The sequence below is a fragment of the Vibrio tubiashii genome, assembly GCF_028551255.1.
GTDB lineage: Bacteria > Pseudomonadota > Gammaproteobacteria > Enterobacterales > Vibrionaceae > Vibrio > Vibrio tubiashii_B.
The window spans coordinates 1660983-1679134 of sequence record NZ_CP117029.1 but is presented as its reverse complement, the minus strand read 5'-3'; the positions used below and the strand labels follow the sequence as shown (position 1 = coordinate 1679134).

The window sequence follows — 18152 nt, the reverse complement described above, 5'->3', positions numbered from 1 at the left end:
ATCTCCAATCAGTTATCCATTTGTCGGTCAAAAGACCCTAGTCACAAGCACGAATCATCGATGTGACAATGTCACCGTTTATATGCTGCGCAAATCTCTGATAGCGGTATTCAGCTTTGTATTGTTCAGCGACGACTCGTGCGTTTGTGCAGCAACGTTCAAATGCTTGGCTATCGTTCGTTGCGTAAAGCAAAGCATCACACAATGAATCAGCGTTGTTTGGTTGATACTTGATGCAGTTTTCATTGTGCGTCAATTGCTGATCCCAAAAGGAGCCGTCTTGTGGAATTACTACGCACATACCGGCGGCTAATGCTTCGAGGATTGAAAGACCGAAGGGCTCGTTACAGCTGGTAGAGACAAAGATGTTAGACTGGCTTCTGATTTCATCAAGATTGTCAGGGTCTTCGTACCATTCTGTGTGTTTTAGTAACACTGGCGCTGTAGACACAGGCAGGCAGGTGTCTACAGGACGAATAAAGCAAACGTTAAGCGCAATAGGTTTACAGCGTGCAGCATGTTTGGAGGCTTCTATAAGCGTATCGAGACCTTTCCACTTTAATAGCGAAGCGGCCCAGAAGCAGATAGGAACACTCTTCTGACATTCTGTGGGCCAACGCTGCGCAGGAATGCCATTGACAAATGACTGATAGCTTGAGGATTTTAAATAGCTTTCCGCCAAGGCCGAGGTATCTTCAATCTTTGTTGCGTGTTGAAGATAAGCTTCAAGAGCAACCTTTAGACTTTTGCGAGTAGATGGCAAATAGAAAACTGCGTCTGCTATTGTCAGGCAGTAGCCGATAGACCGTGATAGCCCCACATTACCGTGGATAAATTGGGTGACTTCAATGTTTAAGAAAGCTTTAAGCAAGTACATTGGCATGTCGACTCCAGGACCGGAAGCTCCCACTATTTTGGCTATACCGCGTTCCATCACCAAGGTTTTGAGCATAATGAGCAAAAGGTAGAGTTGGTTTAACCAGTAGAAGGCACCGTTATGCTTTTTCATCAGCCAAGAAACCGCGGAAACTTTGCGTAAAGTGACATTGTGTTTGGCATAGAACTCTGTCGCTTTCCAGAACTCTGGATCGACGGTCAGCACAATAAATTCATTGCTGGTGACTCGGCAAACATTAAGTGCGTCACTGGTCGCAATCTTAGAACCACCTTTGAATGTGATGGGGTCAAAAATCAATGTTTTGTTTTTAGCCATGCTGACCTCCTAGTGAAAGGCGATTCGCTACGTAAGTCTTAATTGGTGAAAAAGTGCTGAAGATAGACCGCTCTGAAACAAAAGGCTGTTCAAGTAAGTCACGATAAACATTGACGATTTTTCGACAACTGACTGAGAGGTCATGGTGCTGAGTGATATGCTCGTAGCCCGCTAGCCCAAGCTTGCTGCATAGCTGCGGATTGTTGACCAGAATACGCATAGATTTAGCGATAGGGCCAATACCATGGTTTGGGTAGAGAACGCCGGTCTTACCATGTGAGATAAATTCAGGGATTCCTCCTTCGAAGGGAGCGATAACAGGGATTTTAGCTAGGGTTGCTTCTGCTACAGCAAGACCAAAAGCTTCGCTTCGAGCCCCACTTATGAATGCATCACAGCCTTTTAGCCATCCAACGACATTAGTTTGCTCTCCAACAAAATGAATCCGATCTGAAAGGTGCAGATACTCTGCTTGATGCTGGAGCTTATCCATCATCGAACCATCACCAATGACAACAAGGCTTACGTTTGGATATTCGAATACTACATGGCGCATTGCCGTCATGATTCGATCGACGCCTTTGCGATGGATTAAGGAGCCGACCGTAGCGAAAATGAAATCTTGCGCTGGAATGTTAAGCTCTTGGCGCACGTCGACTTCTTCTTGCGCGATAAGCGCTGCGGTATCAATACCGTTATGTATCACTGAGACTTTACTAGTTGGGTATCCATCGCGCACAATGGATTGCGCGACGTAGCGGCTTACCGTAATAATGTGCGGAGAAAGATGTAGCCCAAGCGTAAGTCGATCTCTTGCAGGGTAAGGGCAGTGCAGCTGGGTCACTAAAGGCACTTTTTGTAGGCGAGCTGCGGCCAACATCCATTGGCAAGGCGCCCCGCTGTTGACATGAACAAGATCTATTCCCTCTCGTTCGATCAATTCACGTCCATAGTCAATCAGTCCGAGCCAGCTTGAAACATTGTACTTAGGCGCTTTCCAACTGAGTAGCAATGGAAAACGGTTTAGCTCGTTAGGAACGTTAAACAGTTCTAGTTGCTTAGAAAGCTCTCGGCTATTAGTCCAAACAAATGCGTCGTAACTGCGATTACGCATGTACTTAATTAGATCAAGCAGACATTTCTCACTGCCTCGAATCCAATCGTCACCATAATGCACAAACAGTATCTTCTTTTTCACGGTAGACCCCTTGCGTACTCAATAAACGGATTAATAGGTGTATTGAGTTAGCTAACGCAAATGGAGTGCCAATTAGATGCGATTTTTAAGTTGTTGTTTTATTGGGTTTTTATAGGGGTTGCGAATTGAGGAAAAATTATTTCTCAATTTGACAATCAGATTGAATACAGCTCGATTATCTGAGGAATGACTGCTGATTGAGAGTATCTCCGCTCGACAGTATTGACCGCCTGTTGTTTTAATTGGGCTGTTTGTTTTTCATCTTGGGAAAGGAAAGTGGTTAAAGCCAAGTTTAGCTCGTCCATATCATTGGCTAGATAACCGTTTGTTTGATGATGGATCAGGCTAGGCATGTTGCCAACCTTGAGGGAAAAAACAGGTATGCCGCGTGCCATGGCCTCCAAAGCCGTCATTGGCAAGCCTTCATATCGAGAGCAAATGACCAAAACACCAACATTGGGCCAAATGGCATTCATGTTGTTCTGGTGGCCGTGAAAACGAACATTATCGGTAGCACGCTGTTTGAGTTCATCTTCGAGAACGCCTGAACCATAGATATCGAACTTGAGTTGACTATTAGCGTTGGCTAGCTCGATAAACCTGTCTGGTCCTTTTTCGTGGCTGAGCCGACCTACAAAAGCAATTTGCGTTCCTTTTGAATGCTGAGTTTCCTGTGTATCGATGAAGTTATTAAAACAAACCGTTCTAGAAACGAGCTTACGAGCAATTTTGTCACTAACAACAATCGAGTGATTTGAAACAATCGAAGTGAAGCGGTCAATAAAGTCATACAACCATACCTTGCCTGAAGGAGTTTCGCCCGCATGGTAGGTTGAAATTTGTCTTACACCCGTTAACAAACGAATCAGCTTAGTTATAAGACTCGCTTTGTAACCGTGAGCGTGTAAAAGGGCAGGTCTATGCGTTCGAACAAGATGAAGCAATGTGTTGAAGTAGCTATTGCCATTACCGTCTAGATGTTTAGTAGGAATTTGGTTAGCTTCAAGCTTTTCTTCAAGTAGTTGTTTTTGAGGGTATGTGCAAAGAAATAGTACCGTCACTGGAATTTGAAATTGCTTGAGCCCTTTAGCAAGCTCAAGCACATGAGTTTCAATACCACCAAAAGTTAAGCTATCAATAACCAGCCAAACTTCATCAGACGAGTTGTTGCTCATCTTCTGCTTCCCAAGCTTGTTTCTTGCGATAAACCGTTGAAGGGCTTAACTCCAATAACACTGCGGCGTTTAAAACGTTACCATCACAATAGTCAATGGCTTGCTGAATGGCTTCGCGTTCGATCTGCCACATTGGTCTAATCATGACCGTTTTATCTGTTTGAGCATTCGATGATATTGGCTGCTCAATATGCTTAGTTTCTAGCGCTTGTTCGTTATCTGAATGAGCAGGCGGGACTGCTACTGGCGCAGGTTGTTGCGGGGTAAGACTAGGTTTCGATTTACGGCTCGTCGTGACTTGCTCAGGTAAATGCTCTAGACGTAGATGGCTGTCGTCATTGAGCACCACAATGTTACGTACAATGTTTTGCAATTGGCGCACATTACCCGGCCATGCAAAACGCTTCAATGTTGATTCCGCATCGCGGTGAATTGCGTTGAACTTTTTCCCATCTTCTTTGGCATAAAGTTTAAGGAAGTGGGTTGCTAAAGTAAGGATGTCATTGCCGCGCTCCCTAAGAGGTGGCATATCAAGTGGAACGACGTGGACACGATAATAGAGATCTTCCCTAAATCGTCCTTCTTCAACTTCAACCAAAGGATCTCGGTTAGTCGCACAGATAATGCGGACGTCGACCTTCATTTCTTTGTTTGCGCCGAGTGGGGTGAAGGTACCGGTTTGGAGGAATCTTAACAGTTTCTTCTGCATCTCTAATTCCATCTCACAAAGCTCATCTAAGAACAGCGTTCCGCCATTTGCCATCGATGCAGCGCCTTTTCTGTCAGCCGTCGCGCCAGTAAATGCACCTTTGACATGACCAAATATTTCACTTTCCATCAGGTCTTTCGGAATTGCGCCACAGTTGATGGCGACAAACGGCTTATCTTTGCGTTTACTTTCATTGTGAATCGCTTCGGCACAGACTTCTTTACCGGTACCACTTTCGCCAACAATGAACACGCTGGCTGTGGTCGGCGCGACCGAGTCAATGATCTTATAGACACCCTGCATAGGTAAGCTTGAGCCAATAAAACCGTGGAAGCGATTGCGATCAAACTTGTTCTCAATATCTTCCACAAGGTGTTCGAGCTTAGCTTGTTGCAGGTGTAGCGCGATGGAGGTTTTCAAACGGTCGGCATTGATCGGCTTTTCAAGAAAGTCTTTCGCGCCTTTTTGAACAAGGTTCACCGCAAGATCGACAGAGCCATGTGCAGTTGCGATAACAACTGATGTTGGTACTTGATTGTCATTGATCCAATCAAGTATCTGTTCGCCATCCATGTCCGGCAATTTGAGATCGAGAATAACCAATTGCGGAACGTTTCTTTCTATAAAGGCGATGGCTTCTCTCCCTGTCTCTACGTGAAACAAGTCATAAGGCTCATCTTTTACATACTGCTTGTACAAAATCGCCAGCGAAGTCGAGTCTTCAATAAGTAATACTTTTGGTTTCATTACGATGTCCTATCTTAAGCCATTATAGTTGTGTCGGTTCGCTGAACCCTTGTTGTTTGCGCTCTTCGAGTGCTTGCAAGGACTGTTGGGCGAGATGTTCCAGCTCTTGCTTAAAGGAGAATGCTTGTTCTTGCTGACCATCCAAACACATGTGTTCGATTTTTCTCGCGAGATTAGACAATGTGCGATTCCCCAGAGCGAGTGAAGAACTGCCCAATGTGTGCGCTTCAAACTCTAACGTCTCTTTGTCTTTGTCATCCATGGCCTGATAAATCTTCGCCAGGCGCTGCTCAGATTCTTCAACGTAGTGGTCGATTAGCAAAGGGATAACTTCCGCGCTCGTATCTTCGATCATTTGCTGTAAAATTTGTTCGTCTACCAGTTCCAAACCCGCCGTTTCCTTACGTTGATTACTTAGGTTCTGTTGTGTCTTTTTATATGTATTATGTTGCTCATTCAATCGTGATGGCTCTATTCTTTGAGCTTCATCTTCAACATTGTCGTTATTTAAGAATAGATTAATTTTTTCAATTAGTTGTGACAACCTAAGAGGTTTTGACAAGTAATCGTCCATACCTGACGCAAGAAACTTCTCTTTATCACCAGCGAGGGAGTGAGCCGTCAGTGCAATGATAGGTAAGCCAGCGGTATCCTCGTCTTCAAGATGTCGAATGGCTTGGCAAGCTTCCATACCGTCCATTTCTGGCATAGAAATGTCCATAAATATCAGGTCATATTGATACTCTTGCACCATTGATACGGCGTGTTTACCATTTTCAGCAATATCGATTGAGAGACCAACACGCTTAAACATTTCACGGATGACGAGTTGGTTTGCTTTGTTGTCTTCAGCGACAAGAATACGGGCATCTGGGCGGAGTAACTCTTGACGTTTTGCCTGTGTCGTCGGAGAAGTAATTAAGTCATCGGCAATCGCTAGCGTAATATCAAAAGTGAATGTGCTTCCGATACCCGGCTCACTCTCTACGCTGACTTCGCCATCCATAAGATTACACAGACGTCGGCAAATCGCCAGACCAAGACCTGAGCCTTCTTTACTGCGAGAGTATGTTTGATCAACCATAGTAAACTCATCAAACAGATACTCGATAGCACTTTTGCTGATCCCTATGCCAGTGTCTTGAATCTGACAGACGATTTTCGCTTTGTTTTGTGTAACAGCCTCGGAACGGACTTTAATTGTGACGCTGCCTTCATGGGTAAACTTGATTGCGTTACCAATTAAATTAAGCAGGATTTGCTTCACTCGATTTTTGTCACCACTAACTTTGCTCGGCACCGTCCCTTCAATAAAACAATGCAGTATCAAGTTTTGGCTGGATGCGGTGGGAGAGAAAGAATCGACGACACTTTCAACACAGTGACGGAAATCGAATGGTTTGTCTTCCAAAATCAGTGTATTGGACTCCATTCGCGTAAAATCAAGAATGTCATTGATGACAGATAACAAGAAATGCCCTGATTCGGTTGCGGTGTTGACCAGTTTCTTCTGTTCATCGGTGAGTTTTGTCTCTTCCAGTATATTTAAAATCCCAAGTACACCATTCATCGGTGTGCGTATCTCGTGAGACATTGAGGCTAAGAAGCGACTTTTAGAATCATTGGCTTGTTCTGCACCTTCTCTTGCTTCGGTAAGGACTTGATAGTCTCTTTCCAGTTTGGCTGACATTTCATCGAAAGCTTTGGTCACTTCACCAAGCTCATCTTTTGAATGCTCGTTAAGTTGGAACCCGGGGCCATGCTGACCGACTGTGTTTGCGGCTGCGGTTAAACGAGAAAGGTTTCGTGTAAGATAGGTTCCGAGAATAAATGAAAAGATAGCGACTAACACCACTTCTATGGTTGCAATACTAATGATGGCTTTTTGTGCCTCATCGAGCATGGTTTTAATCGCGTTAGTTTCAAAACCAATATCCACGTAGCCGTAAACTGTACCATTGCTTTCAATAGGAGTACGCAGATCGAAAATACCGTCATCCACATCGTTCAAAGAGCTGTCACTAAGCATTGAGCGTTGCAGGAGTTGCTTATCACCAGCGCACGCCATTTCATTTCCATTGCGTAGCACCCGAACATAAGCCACATCCTCTAAAGTCATAAACTCTTGAACAAGATCTTCGAGTGTAGCGATATCCGTTGATAACACGGCATCTTTAGCCGCATGGGTAAACATAACGGCGCTTGAGTTGGCACGTTGTAGGAGCTGTTTCTCATTTGAATCAGAGAGAAAGCTCATCGCACTCAACACCAGAATAACGAGCACAGTGATCTCAATAACAGCAATACCCAATATTGTCTTCGAACGCAATGTCATAACTGCCTCCAGTTACTCAAGTATCTGAATATTAAGTGCTCTTACGTCATCCCAATCTGAATCGCTGGCTGCCTCAAATCCTTTAATGTTTAGAGATTTGAGCTGCTGTTTCCCTTGGGGGGTATTTTGCAGTTCAACTAACGCGGCCTGAATGGCGTTTGCTTGGTCATTCGTCAGTCTTGGATGGTAAGCGATAGCATGTGGGGTATAAGGCTTGGTTGTCCAAATGGGTTCCAGCTGAGATTTGACTACGTCTGGTAATGAATTGAACGTTCTTATTACGCCGCCACCAGCTGGATAGAAACCTTTCGCAACCGATAGGTAGACAGAGTCGTGTGAAGAGACATAGTCCGATTCGAATTCAACACCGGCATTTTTTAAGTCACTTTGGGTTAAGACAGTAGCCGCAAAAGCTGCAGGGGAGGGAAAAGCAAGAGTTTGCCCTTGTAGATCTTCAAGTGACTCATACTCATTCGACTTTCTCGCGACGATTATTCCTTTTATCCGCTTGTCTTTGGCTTTTGCTATCGCTCTATACCCACTGACTTGGCTAAAAACGGTGTAGTGATAAGGATTCATGTAAGCCAAATCATATTCACCTTCAGACAAACGCTTCTCAAACTCTGGAATATTTGGCGCTGTACTGAAAGTAATTTCGTAACCAGTTTGCTCTTTGAGAGTGTCTACTAATGGTCCCCATTGCTTGGCAAGCCTACTTGCTGATTGCTGAGGGACAACACCAAATGTGAGTGTATCAGCTAAGGCAGCCGTAGATAGCAAGAGGGTAGATAGAGCAAGTATCGTTGTTCTCATAGAAACTCCTATGCTGACTGGGCCAGAAACTCGTTAGTTAAGATTTTACTTGCCCACTTATCGCGCCAAGACTTAGGAATAAATTTAAGTCGGTTCAATTCGCGAACCATTTCTTGTGCGAGCGTTGCTTGCTGTTTGAGGTTTAGCACTGAGCCAAGTAGTGATATCGATGGGTTGTTTATAAGTTGCATGGCTTTCTCTAGCTGGCCTGAAGAAGTCTTCCCGCCCATGATTACGAGAGCTGTCTGGTCACAGGCACTCGCAACAACTTGCGCAGGAATATTACCTCTGTTGATATGCAGCAATGGGGAGGTATCGCAAATCACGCGGTCGTACTGTGTTAACCATTGACTGACGGCGCTTTGTAACTGTGCAGGGTCTTTGTAAGCCAGAAGGGCAGATTGGTTGTTAGGTACCGTTAACCCGGTAAACATTTGATGTGTTGAGGCATGTTCAACAAGCAGACCTAGGTTGTCATCGTTACTTGGTGCAATGTCTATACATTCGAATGCGGGATGAAAGGTATTAAGATCGACAACTAAGGTTCTGTGACCGGCAAGCAAGTATCTTTCTGCCAGTGCAGTGACTACGGATGTGACGCCGTCACCTGATTGACATGCCGTAATGCAAAGTGAGCGACTTTTGCTCATCTCCGCCGCTAAATAAATCTGCTCTATTTCAGTATGTGTCGCTGGAATAATCATTACAGTGCTCCTATTAGAACGATGGTTGTCGTTAGACGCAAAATGTCTTCTAAACCAACACGCGCTTTTTCAAGGAAGCTTTCGTTGCGATCTGGCACGTAGATGGTATCGCCAGCGCGCAACACGGGAAGCTTGTAAATGTTTGCTGTTTTACTGAAATCAATCAGGTCAAATGTTCTCGCTTGTCCCTGACAACAAGACATGTTCACAATCGAGATCTTCTCTAGATAGGCACGCTCTGACGGACCGCCTGCTTCCGCGAGTAGATCCAGTACTGTCATGTTATCGTCAAAGACATATCGGCCTGGGTTATTGACTGCACCTAGCACACGCACCGTTGATTCCTTCGAGCGGTCTAGCCAGATTTTGTCCTTTTCAGGGATGTAAATAGTGTCACCCATAGTCACATTTGGCAGCAGGCTTTCATCTCCTGTTTCAAAGTAGAGTGATAGGTTAAGTTTGCTCACTTTTGAATAGGTTTTATCGCGATGGGTAATACGGATGTTATGAATATCAGCGTCTTTGGTTGGGCCATCGGCCGCTGACAAGATATCGAGGAAGTGCATATCTTTGGTAAAGCGGTATCGACCTGGTGCATTCACTTGACCGAATACATAGATAGACGCATCTGAGCTCTGACGTACCCACTGAGACTTATTATCTGATGGATCTTGTGGAAGATCGTGTACGCGAACGATAGCTCCAGCAGATATGTTTGGCAGTTCGCTGTTAGGGGCACCGTTTAAAATGAACTCGTCCAGATTAAAGATATGTAACTTGTTACCCGCTGTGACGACCTCGATTTTTGAGGTGTCAGCGCGTAGCGTAGGGCCACCTACATGAGAGAGAAGGTCCATTAGGTCCATTTCATCTGACCATTCTACTCGACCTGGGCGAACCACCTCACCGATAACACTTACAGCGCGGCTAGGTGCGATCTTCAGCCATGATTTCTCATTCATATCGGTTTTTTCAGGGACGAAGATCGCGTCACCAGGGCCGATAGCTGGCGGGCTTTTACGAGTTAAACCTTCGGTGAACGCAGTTAAGTCGAATTTGATCACTTTCCCGTCAGCTTTGATTACGCGAATTTGACGAGATTCAGCATAACGTGTAGGGCCACCTGCATTAGCGAGAATGTCCATGAACGATGCGTTCTTTTTGCCTTCATAAGCACCAGGGCTTGCGACTTCACCCATGATGTAAACAACATTGGCGCCCGCTTTGATCTCTTCTTCTTGTTTAGGAACGAAGATCGTTGTGCCTGGTGTAAGGGTTGGCAATAGCGATACATCACCGCTATCAAGATAGGTTTTAAGGTTAAATAGTTTAGGTGTGTTGTCTGAAATGACTCGGATTTGTTCAACAGATGCATAGCGAGTTACACCACCTGCACGCATGATGACATCAACCAGATCCGTGTTTGCTTTGAAACTGAATGAACCCGGAGCGTTAACCTCACCAAACACTTTAATCGCCGTTCGACCATCAGCGCTGTCACCAGCATTAGCCAGTTTGTTAGCGTCAAACTCCTGCTCAATATTACCCACAAGCGGTGACGCCGGGATAAAGATGGTATCAAGTGACTCAAGTTCAGGCAGTAGGGTCTCATCACCCGTGTCTAGAAAGGTTTTATAGTTAAATATGATCTTATCTTTGCCGCGTTTAATGAAGAGGTTGTTTAACTGGGCACCAGCACGAAGACCACCTGCGGCATGAATCGCCATTTGGATATCAGAGGTTTTTGATAAGGTGTATTCTCCGGGCGAGTTGACATAGCCTTGCACGGAGATAAGGATTTGTTGCTCAGCGATGTAAACCGAGGCAGAGGAGAGATCACGATACACTTTTTCTAGCGCATCCTTTACCGCTTGCTCTAGCTGAGGTTCGCTATAACCTGCGACATACAGAGCGCCAACTTCAGGAAGCGTAATTCGGCCACGTTTATCAACTTGGAAGCCTTTGTTTAATGATGACTCCCCAGGAAGATTCACTTGAATAAGGTCGCCAATCTGCACACGTTCTTCATTTGCTTGGGCAAAAGAGCAAAGTGAGGTTAGTAGAAATAGGGCAATATAGTTAGTCCATTTCATTGTAACCTCCTTGCAAACGCTGCTCAGCTTGTTCTTGTGTATCAACCACTTCAATACTTACTCGGCGGTTGGTTAGGCGTACACCTTCTGACTCGCCATCATAAAGAGGAAGCGTGTCACCCACAGATTGAGTCTCAACTCTTGATGGGTTTAATCCAAAGATAATCAGGTAACGTTTCACTTGTTTAGCTCGACCCATGGCCAGTTTTTGGTTGTACTGAACATCGCCAACAGAATCTGCATGACCCGTGACTTTAAGATTGAGGCTATTATTTTCATTCAAAATGTTCGCTGCGCGTGCCAAGTGTCCCATGTACTTAGGATTCACTTCCGTTGAATTGAATGCGAATTGATTGTCGACATTAAGTAGGTTGTACAACTTGTCTATCATCGCCAAACGTTGTTGGAATGCGTTTTCATCCATTGGCGGTACACATTTGGCTTGCGAGGTAACGTAGTCGAGTTGCAGCTCAAGCTCGTTAAGTCGTTTGCGTTGGATGACAATATCATTGGCTGCATCTAACAGAAGGCCGCCTTCCAGTTCTCGGGCAATTCGGTTTTGTTTTTCAAGTGCTTGTACAACAGCAGCTGGAAAACACCAACGAGCGCCTTCTCGAATGAGTGAATCTAGATGAAGTTTGGTGAGTTGCCAGTCGAAGCGTAAACCATGCTCTGGGCCAAGTGGCTCATCCGGCATAACCGGAGTGAAATTGGATTGAATGTAATCTTCACCCAATCCGCCACGCCCTTCTTCTGGGTAGCTAGAACATCCAACAACGGATGCTATAGATACAGCTAGGGCTATGTGTTTGATAAAAAAGTTCATGCCAACGTCCTTTGTTAGTGTTTATTATTTTTATTAATGAGTTTGGGAATTAACCGGTATAGCTTGGTTAATTCGGAGCAAGTTCATAATCTCTAGTGGTTGACCAGAGACGTTCTCGATGCGCATGTTGCGCTGACGTTCTACAAGACGTTTGTATAGATAAACGATAGCACCTACGCCAGAAGAATCGAGAAACTGCACTTGGCTGAAGTCGATTTCAATTTCACGAGAAGAGTTCTCTGCAAGAATCTCGTCGATGTGTGGCTGGGCATGTCGGCTACCATCTGCATCTAGATTGCCGTTAATTACCCAAGTTACGATTGTGTCGTTAGTTTCAATTTTACGAAGTTCCATAATCTTATCTCCTCAGTGTGTTGATATGTACAGAGCAGATAATGTGCCAAATTTTAAGTTATTAAATATCAGCTACTTATCGGTTGGTTATGCTATTTTCTCAAAATGAGAAATTCCTAATCTCAAAATGACAAGCAAAAGAGTTGTATAAAAAACAGTGGTAAGTTGGTCGTTTATAAATGTAATTACGTGTTCAATAATTCAATCGACAGTTAGAAGTCCGTCGAACTGATTAAGTACCAATCTTGCTCAATTTACTGCATATGTTTCAGTATGGATTGATTGTAAGTTATGGATAATGAGCATGAATATTAGGCTATCGATAGTCGCCATAAGCGTAATGTCTGCGATGGTAGGAACGGCACAAGCTAGAGAAGTCGCTACCGAGTTCCTACCAGTAACGCTTGCCGCCTCATACGAGGCAAACATAGATGTTTCAGATTACTGGAAAAGTGAAAAGCTAGACGGGATTCGTGCGATTTGGAATGGTAATACGCTTATTACACGAAATGGAAATCCGATCTCAGCCCCCCACTGGTTTATAGAGGCGCTGCCAGACTACCCACTTGAGGGAGAGTTGTGGGCGGGGCGTGGTAATTTTCATTTGGTTCAACAAACAGTCTTAGATAAGGTTCCCAGCGATGCCGGTTGGAAAAAGATTAAGTTTATGCTGTTTGATGTTCCGCACTCTGCTGGCGACTATAAGAAGCGTTACTTCAATCTGGTGCATTTAGTTAACTCACTTGAACGCGATCATATTCGTTACATCGAACACACGCCGATTGAGGATGAGCAAGAGCTGTTTAGCTATCTGGATTCTGTCGATAGCTCAAAAGGTGAAGGGCTGATGCTACGAAAGATCTGTAGCCGATATCAAGCAGGTCGCAGCAGTGACTTGTTAAAGCTGAAAAAGCATCAGGATGCGGAAGCACTCGTCATTGGTTATAAAGTTGGCAACGGCAAATACAAGGGACAGATGGGGGCTTTACTTGTACAGCTTGAATCAGGTGAGCAGTTCTATATAGGCAGTGGCTTTAGTGATGTTCAAAGAATGAATCCCCCTGAGATTGGTTCAAAAATCACTTTCCGCTATAACGGCTACACCAGTAGTGGTCTGCCTCGATTTGCGAGATATATGAGAGAGCGTCCAGAGTAGTTAAGCCAATAAAGCGAATATCTGATACATCAAAGGCCCATAACGTGGGCCTTTGTTTGTTTTATTTTGACGCTAGCTCAAGTTGAACTTCATCACTTAGCCTGTGCATCCAGTGTAAACGAATACCAAGCATAATTGCTGCTGCTGAGAGACCAATTATAAAGCCCATCCAGAATCCGTGAGCGCCCATTGGTTCAACAATCCAATCTGTCATCGCAAGGATATAGCCAAGTGGTAAGCCAAGAATCCAGTAGGCAATGAAAGTACGATTGAATATCGCAGCCATGTCTTTATATCCACGCAGCGCGCCCGCCGCGACAACTTGAACCGCATCCGTCACCTGATAAACCGCTGCCAATAGAAGAAGCTGAAGAGCTAGTTCAATAACGGCCTTGTTATCCGTGTATAGTAGAGCGACTTGCTCCCTAAACAGTACAGTTAGGAGGGCAGTGAATAGAGCCAATGCCACTGCAACTAGCAGACCGACTCTTGAGGCTATAGTTGCGCCTTCGACGTTTGCTTCACCAAGGCGGTGCCCGACACGAATGCTGGTGGCAGCACCAACACTCATTGGTAACATGAACACCAAGGATGAAAAGTTTATCGCAACCTGATGTGCTGCAACCACTAATGGCCCCAGTGGTGCAACAAGCAGAGCGACAACCGCAAATAGGGTTACTTCGAAAAACATCGCGGCTGCCACTGGGAACCCAAGCTTAAACAATCGAGTCAGGGCTTTAATGTCTGGTTTATGGAATTGCTCAAATACTTTTACTTTAGCAAGACGTTCGGATGTCATGACATAAAATAGCAACATTGCGAACATTACCCAATACACTATCGCGGTTGCGACACCACACCCAACACCGCCTAACGCAGGCGCACCAAATTTACCGTATACGAAGATCCAGTTAAGAGGAATATTAAGTAAAAGACCAATAAACCCAATCACCATCGCGGGTTTGGTTAGCGACATACCATCGGTTAAGCTGCGTAAAGCTTGAAACAGCAAAAAGGCAGGGACCGCGAAGATCACGGCGTGCATGTAGCCAATGGTTTTCTCACCCATTAATGGCTCAACATCCATCAATCCTAAAATGGACTTGGTTTGCAGTAAGACCGCACCAATAGGCACTGAAATAAGTAAAGCCATTGCGATACCTTGCTGGATCTCAAAGGGCACTTTATGTTGCCTACCAGAACCATTAAGTTGGGCAACAACAGGCACCAACGCCATCAACAGCCCGACTCCAAATAAGATAGAAGGTAGCCAAATGCTTGCAGCAATCGAAACGGCGGCCATATCGGTAGCACTTACGCCACCGGCCATTACCGTATCGACGAAGCCCATACCTGTTTGTGCTACTGAAGCAATAAGTACAGGGGTCGCTAATTTTATTAATGTATTGGCTTCTGTTTTATAGCGATGCAAAAGGGAAACTCCAAAACTAGATGATAACAATGACAAGTTGTTCGAATGACTATCTCTTGTGATTGAAACGTGAGAACAAAAGAGAAAATGATTGTGCGTGATGATAAAGAAATGTCACACTAAGCACCATCAAAAACTCGCGGAAATGATTGATGTTCACAGGAATTGTTCAGGGAATGGCGGAAGTCATTGCCATAGAAAAAAAAGAAAAATTTCAGACTCACACAGTTAAGCTATCGCAGGAAATGGGTGAGGGATTAACCATCGGTGCTTCAGTTGCTCACAATGGCTGTTGCCTTACAGTGACCAATATTAATGGTGATTTGATCGACTTTGATCTTATGCAGGCTACATTAGCACTGACCAATCTCGGCGAGCTCAAAGTCGGGGCCTCAGTGAATATTGAGCGTGCTGCTAAATTTGGCGATGAGATTGGTGGGCACTCTATGTCTGGGCATATCTCATTGATGGGAGAGGTCGTTGACGTTATTGATACGCCTAACAACCGAACTATTTGGTTTAGTATCCCAGCTGAAATGATCAAATATGTGCTAGCCAAAGGCTACATTGGGCTAGATGGATGTTCTTTAACCATTGGTGAAGTTGAAGAGAACCGTTTCTCGGTCCACCTAATTCCAGAAACGTTAGAAAGAACACTGTTTGGTCAACGAAAAATTGGGGATAAGATTAATGTTGAGTTTGATCCTCAAACTCAAGCAATCGTTGATACTGTAGAGCGAGTATTAGCAAGTAGGGCTTAATGCTCTTATTCCATTGACTTAAAAAAAGCGCCTTACGGCGCTTTTTTAAAAAATCTGTTCGTCATCTGCATCCACGAGGAGTTCGATTTTATCCATCTGCTCGTCAACCGTCATACTTAAGTGAATCGCGTGACAACATGCTGGGCAGTCATCATAAAAATTTTGACTACCGTTTGAAGCATCTAATGTAATACCAATTGAATGTCCGCAGTGAGGGCATGAAACCATCTTCTCTGTATATTTTCGCATAACTTCTTTCCTTACAACCCATCGAAAACCAGTGCCTAACTGCCTCCTTACTAGAAAGGAGAGCCCCTGTAGACACTTTAATCTTAAGCGGAGAAGTTTCTGTTAGGTCTGAATTAAGTACAAAACATGACTTAGGTAAGGAAAACAAAAATTCGTTGCCCCATACTTCACTATTGATAGTGAAAATATTTGACAACGAACAAATTGAGAGAAGGTAACTAATTGTAAATATTGAAGTATTTATGTTTAGTATGAAAGTATTTGCTTTATCAATCGTTCGGATTGATCTAAATAGTGACCACCAAACTGGTTGTAATGATTGAGCACATGATAAAGGTTATAAATGTCTTTTCGCTCGCTGTAGCTAAAGTCTAACGGAGCGATACTTTCATAGCCTTGATAAAACTCGGGTTGGAAGCCTTCGAATAATTCGGTCATGGCAATGTCACACTCGCGATCGCCCCAATAACACGCAGGGTCATAACAAATAGGACCAAATACGGAATTGGCGGCATTGCCATGCCATAAATCGCCGTGGAGCAATGAAGGCTTAGGTTGGTGGTTAGCTAACCTGTCATGGACAAGTTGGGTAAACTCGTTGATATCGACGAGATTAATGCCTTTTTCTCTCAGGAGTTGGAGTTGCCAACCGATTCGTTGTTCTGAGAAGAAACGAGACCACTTACGGCTCCATTTGTTGGGCTGTAGGGTAGCACCGATATAGTTGTCTTGGTCGAAACCATATTCTTTTTGCTCGCCCCACTGATGCAAGCGAGCGAGTTGCTGGCCAAAGGCATAACTGTTCTTACTGTCGTCGAGAGGTTTAGTCGGCAAGTAGTTAAGAATGATAAAAGAGTGTTCTTTGGATTTACCTGTAAGAATCAACTCAGGGACAAAGACAGTGTTGCTCTCGCGCAATATACGGATGTTTTCCGCTTCTATATCGAATTTAGGCAAAAAATCACGCTTGTTCAGTTTGACAAAGTAGCGTTGCTCACCGTCTGAAACCATATAGCAATCACTAATATCACCACCTTGAACTTTTTCTTTTTCCACTATCTCGTAAGAAAACATCAAGGTTTCGGAAAGCTGCTTAGAAATGGCCTGCCACATAAATCATCCTAGAATTTCGTTGCTTTGCTAATAGTGTAGAAGAAGCTTGGAGTGAATACTGATTCATAGTGCAAAAAATTCAATCATTTAAACGTATTAACAACCATCAACGCAAAAATGTGAGCTCGCTCTACTAAGAGCTTATTACTTTTTCCGAGATTATACTTGTTGAGCGATTTATAACGTCAACGAACTTGATCCTATGCTAGCTTTAATCAAGAAAGATTGCTGAATTTGTGCAGGAAGTCAGCAACCTATTCGACTTTGGTTGTATATATCGATTGATATGACTTAGTATTAAAGATGTTAGTCAACGACATAATTTATAACGGAGATGGGCTGTGGTTGTTGAAACCGATGGTTACTTGGCTTTAATTGAACATTTGGCTTTTAATCTGGATGTGTTCGCATCGGAAGATGGCGATATCGGGACAGAAAGCGTGGAAGATGTCGTTACTGATATGGTCGCGAGCAATATTATGGCGATCTTTGAGCAAAACCCTGAATTGCACTCTAGTGTTCGCTTTCAATTGCTAAAAGAAGCAGACTCAGTCGTTGAAGACTTAAGTGAAGTGCTTGCAGGTGTTTGGGCAAAACCAGCGACCAATGAGCAGATTGGCTTTTTGGACGAGTATATTGCCCTAGTTAAAAATCTATTCGATTCAGCGGTTGCTAAATACGATTAATGACTCAGTTTATTTCAGGCGAGTAGGCGACTCGTCTGAAATGCCAATATTTTGAAGCCCAATATGGGTTATCCAACCTCGAAATAATCACACCTTTTGATGTCGATGCATGCATAAACTGCTTGTTGCCGATATACACGCCGACATGCCTCACTTTCGGCGCAGTTCTAAAAAAGACTAAGTCTCCCACGTGCGCATCTGAGTACTCAATTTCTTTACCTAGTTCAACTTGAGCTAGTGTTGTTCGCGGCAGTTGCAGCCCTAAGGCATCTTTGTAGGTCGTTTGAACGAATGCGGAACAATCAACGCCGCTCAACGTAGAGCCTCCCAAGCGGTAAGGCGCTCCTTTCCAGACTTTATAAACATCCAGTAATGAACTTTTTGTGATCTCTTCCTGTGCAGTCAGCACTGCGCTGTTTTGTGCACTAAATTCAGGGTTGGGTTGGCTACTACAACCCGCAATGGCTAGGCATAAAAGAGCGGTTTTGAAGTGACTCGCACTAAATACTCGATGCTTCATTAATAACCTTTGCTGAAATCTAAGCGTAACAATACAGACATAATATGCCTCCCTGTAAACTTTAGTAC

General features: G+C 44.1%; 17 protein-coding genes. 3 read left to right on the top strand and 14 right to left on the bottom strand.

The genetic code is table 11. From position 1 onward, the window contains the following. Positions 1-37: 37 nt before the first annotated feature. The 10 genes from LYZ37_RS07705 to LYZ37_RS07660 form a co-directional block, all read right to left on the bottom strand. Positions 38-1213, bottom strand: a complete 1176-nt coding sequence (locus tag LYZ37_RS07705) for a glycosyltransferase family 4 protein (RefSeq protein WP_272785041.1) — start codon at positions 1211-1213, stop codon at positions 38-40. Further along, positions 1206-2411: a glycosyltransferase family 4 protein gene (locus tag LYZ37_RS07700; protein WP_272785040.1), complete on the bottom strand. Its 1206-nt coding sequence runs from the start codon at positions 2409-2411 to the stop codon at positions 1206-1208. Before LYZ37_RS07700 ends, LYZ37_RS07705 begins: the two co-directional genes overlap by 8 nt. 155 nt (positions 2412-2566) lie before the next feature. After that, a complete protein-coding gene (locus tag LYZ37_RS07695) occupies positions 2567-3586 on the bottom strand; it encodes a glycosyltransferase family 4 protein (RefSeq protein WP_272785039.1) in 1020 nt (339 codons plus the stop codon). Next, positions 3567-5042, bottom strand: coding sequence for a sigma-54-dependent transcriptional regulator (locus LYZ37_RS07690; RefSeq protein WP_272785038.1), 1476 nt, complete (start codon positions 5040-5042; stop codon positions 3567-3569). The genes LYZ37_RS07695 and LYZ37_RS07690 overlap by 20 nt, the downstream gene beginning before the upstream one ends. 22 nt (positions 5043-5064) lie before the next feature. Then, positions 5065-7377 (bottom strand): ATP-binding protein, encoded by a 2313-nt coding sequence (locus LYZ37_RS07685; RefSeq protein ID WP_272785037.1) that lies wholly within the window; start codon positions 7375-7377, stop codon positions 5065-5067. Between the two features lie 12 nt (positions 7378-7389). Next, a complete protein-coding gene (locus tag LYZ37_RS07680) occupies positions 7390-8190 on the bottom strand; it encodes a phosphate/phosphite/phosphonate ABC transporter substrate-binding protein (protein WP_272785036.1) in 801 nt (266 codons plus the stop codon). Between the two features lie 8 nt (positions 8191-8198). Continuing rightward, entirely contained in the window at positions 8199-8894 is a 696-nt protein-coding gene (locus LYZ37_RS07675) for a chromosome partitioning protein ParA (protein ID WP_272785035.1), read from the bottom strand. Beyond that, on the bottom strand, positions 8894-10987 hold the full coding sequence (locus LYZ37_RS07670) for an SLBB domain-containing protein (protein ID WP_272785034.1): 2094 nt from the start codon (positions 10985-10987) through the stop codon (positions 8894-8896). The genes LYZ37_RS07675 and LYZ37_RS07670 overlap by 1 nt, the downstream gene beginning before the upstream one ends. Then, positions 10974-11813: an OmpA family protein gene (locus tag LYZ37_RS07665; protein ID WP_272785033.1), complete on the bottom strand. Its 840-nt coding sequence runs from the start codon at positions 11811-11813 to the stop codon at positions 10974-10976. Before LYZ37_RS07665 ends, LYZ37_RS07670 begins: the two co-directional genes overlap by 14 nt. Positions 11814-11846: 33 nt before the next feature. After that, the gene (locus LYZ37_RS07660; protein WP_004748956.1) at positions 11847-12167 is read right to left on the bottom strand and encodes an STAS domain-containing protein; all 321 of its coding nucleotides are present in this window, start codon (positions 12165-12167) and stop codon (positions 11847-11849) included. Positions 12168-12471: 304 nt separating this feature from the next. Here LYZ37_RS07660 and LYZ37_RS07655 point away from each other — a divergent pair, with 304 nt between their 5' ends. Further along, positions 12472-13323 (top strand): DNA ligase, encoded by an 852-nt coding sequence (locus LYZ37_RS07655; protein ID WP_272785032.1) that lies wholly within the window; start codon positions 12472-12474, stop codon positions 13321-13323. Positions 13324-13384: 61 nt separating this feature from the next. Here LYZ37_RS07655 and LYZ37_RS07650 read toward each other — a convergent pair whose 3' ends face one another. After that, positions 13385-14755, bottom strand: coding sequence for an MATE family efflux transporter (locus tag LYZ37_RS07650; RefSeq protein WP_272785031.1), 1371 nt, complete (start codon positions 14753-14755; stop codon positions 13385-13387). Positions 14756-14907: 152 nt separating this feature from the next. On the opposite strand from LYZ37_RS07650, the gene LYZ37_RS07645 reads away from it, so the two are divergent. Further along, positions 14908-15516, top strand: coding sequence for a riboflavin synthase subunit alpha (locus LYZ37_RS07645; protein WP_272785030.1), 609 nt, complete (start codon positions 14908-14910; stop codon positions 15514-15516). Positions 15517-15561: 45 nt separating this feature from the next. On the opposite strand, the gene LYZ37_RS07640 is transcribed toward LYZ37_RS07645, so the two are convergent. Next, complete coding sequence (locus LYZ37_RS07640; RefSeq protein WP_004748960.1) at positions 15562-15765, bottom strand: CPXCG motif-containing cysteine-rich protein; 204 nt, start codon at positions 15763-15765, stop codon at positions 15562-15564. A gap of 246 nt (positions 15766-16011) precedes the next feature. After that, the gene (locus LYZ37_RS07635; RefSeq protein ID WP_272785029.1) at positions 16012-16878 is read right to left on the bottom strand and encodes a fructosamine kinase family protein; all 867 of its coding nucleotides are present in this window, start codon (positions 16876-16878) and stop codon (positions 16012-16014) included. A 341-nt stretch (positions 16879-17219) separates the two neighbouring features. On the opposite strand from LYZ37_RS07635, the gene LYZ37_RS07630 reads away from it, so the two are divergent. Further along, entirely contained in the window at positions 17220-17564 is a 345-nt protein-coding gene (locus tag LYZ37_RS07630) for a DUF3802 family protein (RefSeq protein ID WP_171324423.1), read from the top strand. A 4-nt stretch (positions 17565-17568) separates the two neighbouring features. Here LYZ37_RS07630 and LYZ37_RS07625 read toward each other — a convergent pair whose 3' ends face one another. Beyond that, entirely contained in the window at positions 17569-18084 is a 516-nt protein-coding gene (locus LYZ37_RS07625; protein ID WP_272785028.1) for an NlpC/P60 family protein, read from the bottom strand. Between the last annotated feature and the right edge of the window lie 68 nt (positions 18085-18152).

What these genes read in the sequence shown, in the direction of transcription:
- LYZ37_RS07675 (WP_272785035.1), bottom strand. Translation starts at nt 8,894, where the DNA reads ATGATTATTCCAGCGACACATACTGAAATAGAGCAGATTTATTTAGCG.
- LYZ37_RS07690 (WP_272785038.1), bottom strand. Translation starts at nt 5,042, where the DNA reads ATGAAACCAAAAGTATTACTTATTGAAGACTCGACTTCGCTGGCGATT.
- LYZ37_RS07680 (WP_272785036.1), bottom strand. Translation starts at nt 8,190, where the DNA reads ATGAGAACAACGATACTTGCTCTATCTACCCTCTTGCTATCTACGGCT.
- LYZ37_RS07655 (WP_272785032.1), top strand. Translation starts at nt 12,472, where the DNA reads ATGAATATTAGGCTATCGATAGTCGCCATAAGCGTAATGTCTGCGATG.
- LYZ37_RS07685 (WP_272785037.1), bottom strand. Translation starts at nt 7,377, where the DNA reads ATGACATTGCGTTCGAAGACAATATTGGGTATTGCTGTTATTGAGATC.
- LYZ37_RS07670 (WP_272785034.1), bottom strand. Translation starts at nt 10,987, where the DNA reads ATGAAATGGACTAACTATATTGCCCTATTTCTACTAACCTCACTTTGC.
- LYZ37_RS07645 (WP_272785030.1), top strand. Translation starts at nt 14,908, where the DNA reads ATGTTCACAGGAATTGTTCAGGGAATGGCGGAAGTCATTGCCATAGAA.
- LYZ37_RS07640 (WP_004748960.1), bottom strand. Translation starts at nt 15,765, where the DNA reads ATGCGAAAATATACAGAGAAGATGGTTTCATGCCCTCACTGCGGACAT.
- LYZ37_RS07625 (WP_272785028.1), bottom strand. Translation starts at nt 18,084, where the DNA reads ATGAAGCATCGAGTATTTAGTGCGAGTCACTTCAAAACCGCTCTTTTA.
- LYZ37_RS07705 (WP_272785041.1), bottom strand. Translation starts at nt 1,213, where the DNA reads ATGGCTAAAAACAAAACATTGATTTTTGACCCCATCACATTCAAAGGT.
- LYZ37_RS07635 (WP_272785029.1), bottom strand. Translation starts at nt 16,878, where the DNA reads ATGTGGCAGGCCATTTCTAAGCAGCTTTCCGAAACCTTGATGTTTTCT.
- LYZ37_RS07695 (WP_272785039.1), bottom strand. Translation starts at nt 3,586, where the DNA reads ATGAGCAACAACTCGTCTGATGAAGTTTGGCTGGTTATTGATAGCTTA.
- LYZ37_RS07665 (WP_272785033.1), bottom strand. Translation starts at nt 11,813, where the DNA reads ATGAACTTTTTTATCAAACACATAGCCCTAGCTGTATCTATAGCATCC.
- LYZ37_RS07660 (WP_004748956.1), bottom strand. Translation starts at nt 12,167, where the DNA reads ATGGAACTTCGTAAAATTGAAACTAACGACACAATCGTAACTTGGGTA.